Below are 12,302 nucleotides of genomic sequence, written 5' to 3'. Positions count from 1 at the left end.
GGCGGATGCGCAATTGACCGCGCAGATGCCGGTTTTTCGGGCTTTAGCCCCCGGACTGCAGGACGACAGTGGCGGCGCGGGCTGCTCAGATGGGTGGTCCCTGTCCAGTGGAGTGCCTGCATGCCGTCCTTGTCCCCATCCCTGTCTGTCCCCCTGTGTGCCCATTGGCGTCCGGCCTCGGTGCTGGCGCTGGTGGCTGGTTCGCTGTTGGTGAGTGCCTGCGGCGGCGGCGGCGAGTCCGTGTCGGGCGCGCTGGCCGTGGTGCCCGCCGTGCCGGTGTCGGCCAGCGCCGGTGTCTCGATCGACCAGAGTTTCCCGACCGGCCTGGCCGTGGCGTCGCCGGCCGAGCGGCCCGAGGTGTTGTCCGGGGAGACCGGCGTGCCGCTGCAGGGGCTGCTCAGTCTGGACACCCTGTTCCAGCCCGGGCAGGACGCCGGCTGCTACGGCCCGGCCATGCTCTACGCCAACCACGAGGACGGCAGCGGCACCGAGTCCGGGCTGCTGCCCCGTGGGGATCTCGGCCTGTGGCAACCGACCGACGTGGCCAGCGGCCAGCCCTGCGTGGTGGCCCAGCTCAGCCAGCGCACCGCCCACGCCCGGCTGCGGACCCGCCAGGGCGTGCTGCTGCTGGCGGCCTTGCGCGCGACCATCGCCGATTCCAGCGGTCTGTGGACCATGCCGGCGGCCGGAGCGCGCAGGGATCTGACGATGCCCTTCGCACCCGTGCTGACGGCGCTGCCGGCACTCGCCGGGCTGAACCTCCACGCCGCGACGGTGTCCCTGGACCTGCTCGGCACCACCTACACCTACCGCCTCGCGTTCAGCCAGGGCACGGGCGCGGCGGCCCGCAGCGGCGAGATCGTGCTGCAGCACCAGCCCGGCGCCACGGCCACGGACTACCGCGGCGTGCTGCGCGTGGCGGGGTTCGACCTGGGCACCGACGCGGCCGAGGGCTGCAGCGACCGCATGGACAGCGGCCGTTACCAGCGCGCCCACGTCACCACGGTGCGTTACCACCGCGCGGGCGATCGAATCGATGTCGGAACGCGCTCGGGCCAGTATTGCGGCGCGCCGGCCAGCCTCGCCGATGCCGACCACGCGGCGCAGGTGGCGTCCTTCACCACGGCAGGCGAACTCGATCCCGCCCTGCCACGCTGGCGCACCCGCTTCGACCGCTTCGGCGGCAGCTACGACCGCACCACCGGCGCTGGCCAGTTCCTCTCCGTCTGGCAGGCCAGCCCCAGCGACAGCCACGCCCGCGCACTGGCGGCCACCACCACCTACGACCGCGTGACCGACACCCGCACGGTGCAGGGCTACGCGGCCTTCAGCGCCGACGTGGCGACCACCGATGGCAGCCTGCTGGGGATGGTCTGCAACTGGGGCGGGCCGGGTGCGGTCCACACGCCTGCGGCGCTGTTCCAGTCGCAGACGGCCACGCTGACGGGGGCGGACACCACCTTTGTCGCCACGGCCAGCCGGCTCGCCTACGCGCCGATCAACGCCTGTTCGTCCACCACCACGCTCTTCGACGCCAACGCCGATGGCACGCTGGCCGCTGGCGAGGGGATGGGGGTGCTGCAGACGCTCGACGCGCCAGCTTCACCGTCGCTCACCGTGCAGGATGAGCTGCTGCGGCGCGGCTACCGACGGCCCGGCACCTTCTGACTTCTGCGCAGGAGAGGCGTCAGGCTCAGGCGCCAGGTCGGACGATCCAGTGGGCATCGCCGCGCTCCGACAAGCGGAACTCGCCCAACTGGACGCGGCGCTCGTGTTCGGCGATGACCAGCTCGCTCTCGAAACGACGGCCGACCGGGCGGGCCGGATTGCCTGCCACGATGTCGTAGGGGGCGACGTCGGCGGCCACCACGGCGCTGGCGGCGATGATGGCCCCGCGGCCGATCCGCACCCCCGTCAGCACCGTGCAGCCAAACCCCAGCCACACGTCGCTGCCGATCCGCACCACGTTGGTCAGTGGATCGACGCTGACGGGCATGGCCTGCATGGTTGGCGAGATCTGCGGCGTGAAGCGCATCGGCACACCGCAGGCGCGGTAGTCGTGGTCCTGCCGCCCGACCAGCGCCACGCGGTTGGCGATGAGCACGTAGTCGCCGATCTCGGCGTTGCATTCGATGTGAACGTCCTGGCCGAGGTAGACGCCCCGCCCGAAGGCCAGCCGCTCGGGTGCCCAGAGCCGGCAGTTCGCCCCGATGTGCAGATCCGTACCGGCCGTCACCTGCGGGCCGGCGCGCCACAAGGCCCAGCGGGTGCGCAGCCGGCGCAGCGCCGCCAGTGGGTATTGCAGCAAAGACCGATCCATCCAGGCACCTCGGGGCGGAGTGAGAGCGGCAGTCTAGGCCAGCCCGCGCGCCAGATCGAGGGTCAACCGTGCGGCGGGCATGGCGCGGCACCTGCTTGCATGTTGCCCCGCCCACAGAGGTGAAAAATCGCCACGGCCCTGGCGCTCGGCGGCGGCGCGCAGGGGCGCCAGGGCCGTGGTGGCCAGCGGAAATGCAGGCGCGCTGCCGTGCATCGGCCCGACGCTGCGCATGAATCGGTTGACGATGCCGCGGGCGGGGCGGCCGGTGAAGAGGTTGGTGAGTGCGGTGTGGTGCGCTGCATCGCCTTGCAGCGCGGCACGGTGGACGGCGCTGGTGGTCGCCTCCGGGCACAGCAGATAGGCCGTGCCGACCTGTACCCCCGCCGCGCCGAGCGCCATCGCCGCGGCCACACCCGCCGCGTCCACGATGCCTCCGGCGGCAATCACCGGCACGTTCACCGCGGCCACGATCTGCGGCACGAGCGCGAAGGTGCCCATCTGCCGCGTCAGGTCGTCCGACAGGAAATGCCCCCGGTGTCCGCCCGCTTCGAGGCCCTGCGCGATGACGGCATCCACCCCGTGTGCCTCCAGCCAGCGTGCTTCTTCGACCGTGGTGGCCGACGACAGCACCTTGGCGCCCCAGCGCCGCACCCGCGCCAGCAACTCCGGCGACGGCAGCCCGAAATGGAAGCTCACCACGGGCGGCGCGAACGCGGCCAGGAGGTCGGCGCTGTCCGCGTCGAACGGCCGCCGCCCCGGCCCGGCAGGCAGGGTGTCCGGGTCGATGCCGAACTCGGCGTAGGCGGGTGCCAGCGTGGCGCGCCAGGCGGCTTCGCGTGCGGCGTCGGGCGCGGGCGGGGTGTGGCAGAAGAAATTGACGTTGAACGGCCGGTCGGTGTGCGCACGGATCGCCGCGAGTTCCTGCCGCAGCGCATCCGGCCCCAGCATCGCGCACGGGAGCGCGCCCAGCCCGCCCGCGTTGGAGACGGCCACCGCCAGCGCGCTGCCCTGCGCGCCGGCCATCGGCGCCTGCAGGATGGGCAAATCGGTGCCGAGGAGACGGGCGAGGATCATGGCGCGACGGATTCGGTGGCAGGGGCGGCCATGCGTTTCGCGGCCGAGGGGAGTTTATCGCGCGGTGCCAGCACCACCTGCCCGCGCCCGGCCCGCTTGGCTTCGTAGAGCGCCTCGTCGGCGCGGCGCAGCAGGTCATCCAGCGTGTGGTCGTGCTGACCGAGCGCGGCCAGACCGGCGCTGTATTCGAGCAGGAAGTCCAGCTCCTGCGCCGACTGCAGCCGCAGGCAGTGGCGCAGCCGCTGGTCCAGCGACAGCGCCTGGCCCTCGCGGGTATGGGGCAGCAGGACGCAGAACTCCTCTCCGCCGTAGCGCCCCGCCAGATCGCCGCTGCGCAGCTCCTCGCGCAGCAGCCGCGCCAGCAGCCGCAGCGCCTGGTCGCCCTGGGCGTGGCCGCGCTCGTCGTTGATGCGCTTGAAGTGGTCGATGTCGATCATGACCGCCACCAGTGGATGGCCGTGGCGCCGGGCGTCGGCCAGCAGCACGTCGGCCCGCTCGGTCCAGGCACGGCGGTTGAGCAAGCCGGTGAGGTCGTCGGTGATGGCCTGCGCCTGCAAGGCCCGTTCGGCCTCTTCGCGGTAGGCCATCAGCAGCGCCACGGTTGTCAGCACCAGCGAGAGGTTGCTCACCAGTGCTGCCACCATGTTGACCGGATGCGGTGCGGTCAGATAGGGGTAGGCCGCCGTGTGGAAGGCGCCCAGGACACCGCGCCAGAACGTCACGACGGCCATCGCCCCCATGCACAGGCCGATCAGTGCGCGCCAGCGCCAGCCCGTCTGCGGACTGTGCCGGCAGACGGCGACCACGACCATCAGCATCTGCAGACCCAGCACGCCGTTGGCCAGCCCGACACGCCAGGGGTAGTGGGCGAAGCCGATGCCGTAGCCCAGCGTCATCAGCCCCGTCAGCGTCCACATCGGCCAGCGTGCGGGCGTGTGCGCGCTCCACAGGCCGATCGACTGCCACAGTGCCACCAGGCTCGCCGACATGCCGGCCATGGCGAGCACCGAGCTGGCCTGGTCCTGCCATCCGTTGCGCCAGAAGGTGGACAGCACGAGGCAGAACCAGCCCAGCGCCTGCAGCAGCACCGACAGCACGGCCTGCCGTGCTGCCGCACCGAGTCCCCGGCCCATGATGGCGGGCAAGGCCAGTGCCACGGCGAAGACGTTCACCGTGAACACCACCATCAGCGTGCGGACATCCAGCTCCATGGGCAAGGACAGGGACAAGGCAGCGCGCGTCCGGTGGCGGTTACTGGAACGCGACTTCGGCGAAGCTGCGCAGCTTGCGGCTGTGGAGGTGGTCCAGCCCCTGGTGGCGCAGGATCTCGATGGCGCGGATGCCGATGCGCAGGTGCTGATCGACCCGTTCGCGGTAGAAGTGGTTGGCCATGCCGGGGAGCTTGATTTCGCCGTGGAGCGGTTTGTCGGAAACGCACAGCAGGGTACCGTATGGAACCCGGAAGCGGAAGCCATTGGCGGCGATCGTGGCGCTTTCCATGTCGAGTGCCACGGCACGGCTCTGGCTGAAGCGGCGTTCCGGACCCGGGTGCGGCAGCAGCTCCCAGTTGCGGTTGTCGGTGGACGCCACCGTACCGGTGCGCATGATCTTCTTCAGCTCGTAGCCGGAGAGCTGCGTCACCTCGGCGACCGCCGCTTCGAGCGCGACCTGGATCTCCGCCAGCGGCGGAATCGGCACCCACAGCGGCAGCTCCTCGTCGAGCACGTGGTCCTCGCGCACATAGCCGTGGGCGAGCACGTAGTCGCCGAGCTGCTGCGTGTTGCGCAGCCCGGCGCAGTGGCCGAGCATCAGCCAGGCGTGCGGGCGCAGCACGGCGATGTGGTCGGTGATGGTCTTGGCGTTGCTCGGGCCGACGCCGATGTTGACCATCGTGATGCCACTGTGGCCGTGGCGCTTGAGGTGGTAGGCCGGCATTTGCGGCAAGCGTGGCGGCGGGGCGCCCAGCTCGTCACCAGGCTCAGTGGGCAGGCCGGCGCGGCGGGTCAGCACGTTGCCGGGTTCGACGAAGGCGGTGTATTCGCCGTTCTCGTCGGCCATCAGCTCGTGGCCCAGCCGCACGAACTCGTCGATGTAGAACTGGTAGTTCGTGAAGAGCACGTAGTTCTGGACGTGCTCGGGCGCGGTTCCGGTGTAGTGGCGCAGGCGGTGCAGCGAGTAGTCGATGCGCGGGGCGGTGAACAGCGCGAGCGGGTGGCGGGTGATGCCGTCGGCGGCCGGGTGCGGCTCGTGGCTGCCGTTGGCGATGCCGTCGTCCATGGCGGCGAGGTCCGGCAGGTCGAACAGGTCACGCAGGCGCGAGCGGCGCTCCGGCGGCATCGTGCCTTCGATGTGGTCGTGCTCGGAGAAGCTGAAATGCACGGGGATCGGCTGGCTCGACAGGCCGACTTCCAGTGCGACGCCGTGGTTCTTCAGCAGCAGCTTGAACTGCTCGCGCAGGTAGTGGCGGAACAGGTCCGGGCGGGTCAGCGTGGTTTCGTAGACACCGGGGCCGGCGACGAAGCCGTAGGACAGCCGCGAATCGGCCCGCTCGACGGTGTCCACCCGCACCCGCACGAAGGGGTAGCAGGCGCGCACATGGGCCATGCCTTCCTGTCCGCCGACAAACTCCTTCAGCGATTGCCGCAGGTGGGCGATGCCCGAGTCGTAGATCGCCTTGGCGTGCGCGAGCGCAGCGTCGGCGTCGGTGAAGCTTTGGGTGGTGAGGACGGTGCGTGGCATGGACTATTGTCGCTGCACCACGGGCAGGCTGCCCAGGTCCACCGTGCCGTACTGGCTGGTGAAGGTGATGCCGCTGCCGGTGCCTTGCTGCTGCGAGAAACCGCCGATCTGGTGGTCCAGCGTGTCGTAGACCCAGACGGTACCGCCGGTATCCACCGCGAGCCGGCGGCTGTGGGCGAAGTAGGCGTAGCGGGTGCTGTTCTGGGCGCCGGTGGCGTTGGGGCTGCCCAGCGCGGCGGGCCACCAGTTCACCGCGGCCTGGGCTGGCGGGACCAGATCGCTGCGGCTGGCGAGCAACTGGCCCAGCGCGCTGCACAGGCTGTCCACCCGGCCCTTGAGCTGGTGGTTGAACATGTCGCCCACCATGGTCATGCCGCCGAGCATCCATTGGCCGTAGCCGCCGAATTCCCAGTGGCTGAACTGCGCCATCGTGCCGCCGCCGTTGGAGACGGCCCACAGCATGTGCGTGACGGCCTCGGGGCTGAAGCCGTGGCGGGCGGCGAGCTGCTGGACGGCCTGCTGGCCGGCATCGGTGAGGTGCTGCATGGAGTGCTCCGACAAGGAAATGGGCTGTTGGCGCGACACTAGCAGACGCCGTGCCAGATCGTTGTGACCGCGCCGCGCGGTTCGGCGCCCGCCGTGCGGGTGCGGCCGGATTTGGGGGCGCAGTCGAGCACGCGGTCCATGCCCTGTTCTGCATGCCCATCAGGGGATGCCGGGTGCATTGCGGTGCTTGGCTGCGCGGGGCGACAGGGCATTGGGGAAATACAGCGCGGTCAGGCTCTTGCTGTGGACGGGCGAGTGGCCGTGGCCCTCGCTGCCCTTGGCGGATGCGGTGTAGCGGCGCCAGTCGCGCACCCAGTGCAGGTGGTCGCAGACGTCGAGCAGCCCCATCGTCTCCCGGTCGCCGACCAGCACGCCCTGTACCCGCAGCCCGAAGCGTGCGCGCGCGTCGTCCAGCCGCTGCAGCGTTGCCGGCACGCAGCCGAACTCGCCGTCGCTGACGATGAGCAGGTCGGCCTGCTGCCAGCGCGCCTGGTGGACCCGCTCGATGGCGTGTTCGATCGGGGTCTGCACGTCGGTGCCGCCGTCGAAGCTCTGGCCCATCAGGTCCATCAGCGCCTGCAGGCCGGCGGGACTCAGGTCCAGATCGCGCTCGATCACCTCGTCCGGCCCGCCGAAGGCGATCAGCACGCAGCCGCGCCGTTCGGCATGGGCAGCGCGCAGGGCGGCGATGACGACGGCCTTGGCGATGTTCTCAGGCGCGCCGCGCATCGAGCCGGACGTGTCCAGGCACAGGATGAACGGTCCGCGGGCGCGGGGTTCGGGCTGCGGCGGGGTGGCGCTGGTGCGGGGTGGGGCGGTGGGGTCGTGGCGCCAGTCGATCAGCATGGCCTGCGACTCCCAGCTCAGCAGCCGTGCCTCGGCATGGCGTGCCCGCCACAGCCGCTGCAGCACCGGGTGGCGCAGCATCACCGCCTCGCTGGCCAGCATCCGCTCGATGCGGCCCGAGAGGTGGATGCCGGTCAGCTCGCCGGGCATGTCCGGCAGGCGCGTCTCGACCGCGCGCAGGCCGTGGACCGGGCGGCGGTCGGGTTCGGGGGCGATGGCCGGGGCGGGCGGGCTGGTGTCGTGGCGTTCGGTGCGGCCGAGCTGGCGGATCAGTTCGGCGAGCTGCGGCAGTTTTTCCAGCCACGCGGCGGCGCGGCGCGCCTCGGCCCAGGGGCGGGAGTGCAGGTGGCCGCGCAGGTCGTCCCAGCGCAGCGCACCCAGGTCGCCCAGCCCCTGCAGCAGCACGAAGTGTTCTTCCCAGCCCTGCGTCTCGATCTGCCAGGCGCCGCGGAAATCGGCCACCACCTGCGCGATGGCGGCGGCGCGGTCGAGCCGGGGCTGGTGGTCGGCGATGCGGTCGAGGTGCCACAGCAGCGTGCGCAAGACCTGCTCGGCCAGCGCCGGCGCGCTGTGGCTCAAGCCCGGCAGACCGAGTTCGCCGACCACGGCCCGCAGCGGTGCCGCGGCCTGCGCATCGCCAAAATCCGCGTCCTGCGGTGGCAGGTCGCCGGCCAGCAGCGCCAGTTCCCAGCGGCGCGTGTCCAGCAGCCGTGCCTCGGCGTGGCCCACGCTGGCGATCAGCGCCGGCAGCCACAGCGTGCGCGGCAGCGGCGCGAGGTGGTGGAACGGCGCGTCTGCCGACGGCAGCAGCGGCGACGGCAACGGCAACGGCAGCACGCTAGAGGACCACGGGTTCCGGTACGGGTGCGGGCGCCGCATCCCCTGCGGCGGCTTCGACCGGCAGCGCAGCGAAGCCGGCGCGGGCCGCTTCCAGCCGGGCGAGCAGGCCGTCCAGCGTCGCCAGCGTGTGGGTGTGGGCGCCGAGCAGGCGTTCGTGTACCGACGCCGGAATCCACACGCGGTCGCGCAGCCGGTCGGCCAGCGCGGTGGCCTCCTGGTGGACGCGGGTCCAGTGTGCGGCGGCGGGACCGGTGATCTCGTCGATCTGCGCCAGCCGGGCAGCGATGTGGACCGGGCTGTAGCGCCGCCGCGTGTGGGCTTCGAGCGACTCGGTCATCAGCCGGGCCATGCCGCCATCGTCCTGTCCGCCGCCGATGGCGCGGGCCAGCGCCAGCTTGCCGGCGGTGCCGTCGTCCTCCTCGGCTTCGGCGCTGCGCTCGATGGCCCACTGGTGCTCGAAGGCTTCGACGGCGCGGGTGAGCCAGGGGGCGTCCTGCGGCACGGCGCGGGCGATCTCGGTGTCGAACCACTGCACCAGCTTCGGCACCAGCTCCGGCGTCGGACTGGCGACGTAGGGGGCGAGCCACAGGTCGAGCGCGTCGATCTGCGCGCGGCCTTCGGTGGCCACGGCGGTGCGCATCAGCCCGACCCACAGGCGCCAGCGGCGGTCGGACAGCGTGGTCTGCTGGTCGCCCAGCCAGCGGCGCAGCGCCCGCAATGCCTCGACCGCCTCGACGCTCAGGCGCACGCTGGCGCTGGCGCGGGTGATCTCGCCGCGTTCGGCCACTGTCAGGGCCTCGGGCGGGGCGCTGGAGTCGTCGCCGCTGGTGAGCCGCAGCAGCGCCTCGAAACTGGCGTCGCTGACCGGCGCGATCGGCAGGCGCAGCAGGAAGCGGTCGTGGAACGCCTGCAGCGCCTCGTCGGCCGGCACTTCGTTGCTGGCCGCGATCACGCTGACCAGCGGCGTGCGCGTGCGGCCCGTGCCGTTGTCGAACTCCCGCTCGTTGAGCAGCGTCAGCAGCGCATTGAGGATCGCCGAGTTGGCCTTGAACACCTCGTCGAGGAAGGCGATGCCGGCGGTCGGCAGGAAACCCGCGGTGAGACGCTCGTAGCGGTCGTCCTCCAGCGCCTTGAGCGAGAGCGGGCCGAACAGCTCCTCGGGCGTGGAAAACCGGGTCAACAGGCGCTCGAAGTAGGGGGCGCCCTCGAAGACGCGGTGCAGGCGCCGGGCGAGTTCGCTCTTGGCGGTGCCCGGCGGGCCGATCAGCAGGATGTGCTCGCCGGCCAGCGCACCGAGCAAGGCCAGCCGCACCTCGGTGGCACGTTCCAGCAGGCCGGCCTCCAGCGTGGCGAGCAGCCCGCGCAGGCGGTCGGGCGAGGGCAGTCGGGCAGGAGGGGGGGCATCGGCACGGATCATCGGGCGATTGTCGGTGGCCCGTGCGGGCGCTGCAATCCAGACCAGTGCCTACCAGGTCGTGTCCACGAACCGGTGCGGATCGAGGATGGCGACGTGCGAGCCGGCCATGTCGAGGGCGCGCGGCAGCAGGTCGATCTGCACGCGCCGGCTCGCCGCCAGCCACTCGCCATCCACCCGCAGCCGCAAGAGCTGCTCGCTTTCCACCAGCAGCGTGCGGCCCTGGCGGTGTGGCTCCGGCGTGGCGGTCGAGCGCATCCAGCGTGCCCAGCGGCCCGCACCGCCAACGACCACGGCGTCGAACCAGCCGTCGTTCAGCTCGATGGGCAATGGCGCTGGCGTGGGCCATTGCGGCACCGTGTTGCACAGCAGCACGCGCCGCGCATTGCCCGTGGGCAGCTTGCGGCCGTCCACCCAGACCGACCAGCCCGCCACCCCATAGCGGCCGACCCAGCCGGGCCGGTCCACGCGGACCTGCGAGAGAAAATGCACCGTGGTGTGGTCGGTTTCCAGCAGCCCGACATCCACCGGCCCGGTCGGCGAGCGCAGCGCGAACACCAGCGCCTGCGACCAGCTCAGCGCATCCAGCCCGAGCGTGCGCGCCAGCAGGTTGTGCCGCCCCGCTGGCACCAGCCCCACCTTCAACCCGCCCTTGAGCAGCGCCGGCAGCAGCGCGTGGACCGTGCCATCCCCGCCGATGAGGATGACGCGGGTGCGGGGCGCGAGGATGGTGAGCACGGCGCGGGCCGCATCGACCGATTCGGGCATCAGCAGCGACACCCCTGGGGCGTGGCGCGACAGCCACGCGGCGACCGGGCGGCGCAACTCGGCCGCGCGACCACCACCGGCGCTCGGGTTCAGCAAGGCGACGGCGGTGGACGGCGTCACCGGGTCCGATCAGTAGGTGTAGACACCACGTCCGCTCTTGCGGCCGAGGTAGCCGGCGGCGACGTATTCCTTCAGCAGCGGGCAGGGCCGGTACTTCGAGTCGCCGAACTGGCTCAGGTAGACCTCCATCACCGCCAGGCACACGTCCAGCCCGACCATGTCCGCCAGCGCGAGCGGGCCGATGGGCTGGTTGCAGCCGAGCTTCATGCCGGCGTCGATGTCCTCGGCCGTGGCCAGCCCTTCCGACAGCACGAAGAACGCCTCGTTGATCATCGGCACCAGGATGCGGTTGACGACGAAGCCGGGGGCGTTCTTCACCGTGATCGGCGTCTTGCCCAGGCGCTCCGACAAGTCCTTGACCGCGGCGTGCGTGGCGTCCGACGTTTGCAGGCCGCGGATGATCTCGACCAGCGCCATCAGCGGCACCGGGTTGAAGAAGTGCATGCCGATGAAGCGGTCGGCGCGCTTGGTGGTCGCGGCGAGCTGCGTGATCGAGATGGAGCTGGTGTTGGTGGCGACGATCACCTCGGGCGGGAGCTGCGCGTCGAGCTGGCCGAGGATCTTGATCTTGAGCGCCTCGTTCTCGGTGGCGGCCTCGATGACGAACTGGGCGGCGTTCAGTGCGGCGTAGTCGGTCGAGACGGTGATGCGGGCGAGGGCGGCGGCCTTCTGCTCGGCGGTGAGCTTGTCCTTCTTGGTGAGGCGGTCGAAGCTGGCGGTGATGGTGGCCAGGCCCTTGCTGACCGCGGCGTCGCTGATGTCGATCATCACGACGTGGATGCCGGACTGTGCGCAGACCTGCGCGATGCCGTTGCCCATGGTGCCGGCGCCGACGATGCCGACGGTGTGGATGGTGCGCATGTGGGTGTGCTCCGTTTTCGGGGTTGTTTTCGGGGTTGTTCTGCCAGCCGGATTTTGCCTTGGGGCGGGTCATCCACACTTCATAGAATGACGCCCTTGTCCGCGAGACCCCCACAACAGCCATGACCGACGCCCTGAACGCCCTCTCCAAGTCCTTTGAGCCTGCCCCGATCGAACAACGGTGGGCGCCGCAGTGGGAATCCAGCGGTGTCTATGCCCCGACGCTGGACCCGTCCAAGCCGAGTTTCTGCGTCCAGTTGCCGCCGCCGAACGTGACCGGCACGCTGCACATGGGCCACGCGTTCAACCAGACCATCATGGACTCGCTGACGCGCTACCACCGCATGTCGGGCGACAACACGCTGTGGCTGCCCGGCACCGACCACGCCGGCATCGCCACGCAGATCGTCGTCGAGCGCCAGTTGCAAGGGCAGGGCGTCAGCCGCCACGACCTCGGCCGCAAGAACTTCGTCGCCAAGGTCTGGGAGTGGAAAGAGCAGTCCGGCGCCACCATCACGCAGCAGATGCGCCGCATGGGCGACTCGGTGTCGTGGGGCCATGAATACTTCACGATGGACGAGAAGCTGTCGAAGGTCGTGACCGAGACCTTCGTGAAGCTCTTTGACGAGGGGTTGATCTACCGGGGCAAGCGGCTGGTGAACTGGGACCCGGTGCTGAAATCCGCCGTTTCTGACCTGGAGGTGGAGAGCGTCGAGGCCAATGGCTTCATGCACTACATCACCTACCCGTTCTCGGCGGGTCCGCAGGTGATCG

At 70.9% G+C, this 12,302-nt stretch carries 11 protein-coding genes; 2 read left to right on the top strand and 9 right to left on the bottom strand.

All coding sequences use genetic code 11. From position 1 onward, the window contains the following. The first annotated feature begins 120 nt into the window (after positions 1–120). Positions 121–1,668, top strand: coding sequence for a hypothetical protein (locus QZW52_RS08715; RefSeq protein ID WP_293997420.1), 1,548 nt, complete (start codon positions 121–123; stop codon positions 1,666–1,668). Positions 1,669–1,693: 25 nt separating this feature from the next. Here the strand turns inward: QZW52_RS08715 and QZW52_RS08710 are convergent, their stop codons facing one another. The 9 genes from QZW52_RS08710 to QZW52_RS08670 all read right to left on the bottom strand — a co-directional run bounded on the left by QZW52_RS08710 (position 1,694) and on the right by QZW52_RS08670 (position 11,528). Then, positions 1,694–2,308, bottom strand: a complete 615-nt coding sequence (locus QZW52_RS08710) for an acyltransferase (RefSeq protein ID WP_293997418.1) — start codon at positions 2,306–2,308, stop codon at positions 1,694–1,696. 45 nt (positions 2,309–2,353) lie between these two features. Next, positions 2,354–3,394 (bottom strand): NAD(P)H-dependent flavin oxidoreductase, encoded by a 1,041-nt coding sequence (locus tag QZW52_RS08705; RefSeq protein ID WP_293997415.1) that lies wholly within the window; start codon positions 3,392–3,394, stop codon positions 2,354–2,356. Next, complete coding sequence (locus QZW52_RS08700) at positions 3,391–4,623, bottom strand: GGDEF domain-containing protein (protein ID WP_293997413.1); 1,233 nt, start codon at positions 4,621–4,623, stop codon at positions 3,391–3,393. The genes QZW52_RS08705 and QZW52_RS08700 overlap by 4 nt, the downstream gene beginning before the upstream one ends. A 22-nt stretch (positions 4,624–4,645) precedes the next feature. Beyond that, positions 4,646–6,133 (bottom strand): AMP nucleosidase, encoded by a 1,488-nt coding sequence (locus QZW52_RS08695; protein WP_293997411.1) that lies wholly within the window; start codon positions 6,131–6,133, stop codon positions 4,646–4,648. 3 nt (positions 6,134–6,136) lie between these two features. Next, positions 6,137–6,679 (bottom strand): hypothetical protein, encoded by a 543-nt coding sequence (locus tag QZW52_RS08690; RefSeq protein WP_293997408.1) that lies wholly within the window; start codon positions 6,677–6,679, stop codon positions 6,137–6,139. Between the two features lie 159 nt (positions 6,680–6,838). Beyond that, positions 6,839–8,362, bottom strand: a complete 1,524-nt coding sequence (locus QZW52_RS08685) for a VWA domain-containing protein (protein WP_293997406.1) — start codon at positions 8,360–8,362, stop codon at positions 6,839–6,841. Position 8,363: 1 nt separating this feature from the next. Next, positions 8,364–9,782, bottom strand: coding sequence for an AAA family ATPase (locus QZW52_RS08680; RefSeq protein ID WP_293997404.1), 1,419 nt, complete (start codon positions 9,780–9,782; stop codon positions 8,364–8,366). 48 nt (positions 9,783–9,830) lie between these two features. Beyond that, the gene (locus tag QZW52_RS08675; protein ID WP_293997402.1) at positions 9,831–10,667 is read right to left on the bottom strand and encodes a diacylglycerol/lipid kinase family protein; all 837 of its coding nucleotides are present in this window, start codon (positions 10,665–10,667) and stop codon (positions 9,831–9,833) included. 9 nt (positions 10,668–10,676) lie between these two features. Beyond that, entirely contained in the window at positions 10,677–11,528 is an 852-nt protein-coding gene (locus QZW52_RS08670; protein WP_293997400.1) for a 3-hydroxybutyryl-CoA dehydrogenase, read from the bottom strand. A gap of 122 nt (positions 11,529–11,650) precedes the next feature. Between QZW52_RS08670 and QZW52_RS08665 the strand changes: the two genes are divergently transcribed. Continuing rightward, positions 11,651–12,302: class I tRNA ligase family protein (locus QZW52_RS08665; protein ID WP_293997398.1), on the top strand; the 652-nt coding region annotated here is incomplete at its 3' end.

The sequence above is a fragment of the Sphaerotilus sp. genome (assembly GCF_013299175.1).
Lineage (GTDB): Bacteria > Pseudomonadota > Gammaproteobacteria > Burkholderiales > Burkholderiaceae_C > Sphaerotilus.
This window is presented reverse-complemented; position numbering and strand designations above follow the sequence as displayed.

Coding starts and splice junctions, on each gene's coding strand:
- QZW52_RS08670 (WP_293997400.1), bottom strand. CDS start 11,528: ATGCGCACCATCCACACCGTCGGCATCGTCGGCGCCGGCACCATGGGC.
- QZW52_RS08690 (WP_293997408.1), bottom strand. CDS start 6,679: ATGCAGCACCTCACCGATGCCGGCCAGCAGGCCGTCCAGCAGCTCGCC.
- QZW52_RS08680 (WP_293997404.1), bottom strand. CDS start 9,782: ATGATCCGTGCCGATGCCCCCCCTCCTGCCCGACTGCCCTCGCCCGAC.
- QZW52_RS08715 (WP_293997420.1), top strand. CDS start 121: ATGCCGTCCTTGTCCCCATCCCTGTCTGTCCCCCTGTGTGCCCATTGG.
- QZW52_RS08705 (WP_293997415.1), bottom strand. CDS start 3,394: ATGATCCTCGCCCGTCTCCTCGGCACCGATTTGCCCATCCTGCAGGCG.
- QZW52_RS08695 (WP_293997411.1), bottom strand. CDS start 6,133: ATGCCACGCACCGTCCTCACCACCCAAAGCTTCACCGACGCCGACGCT.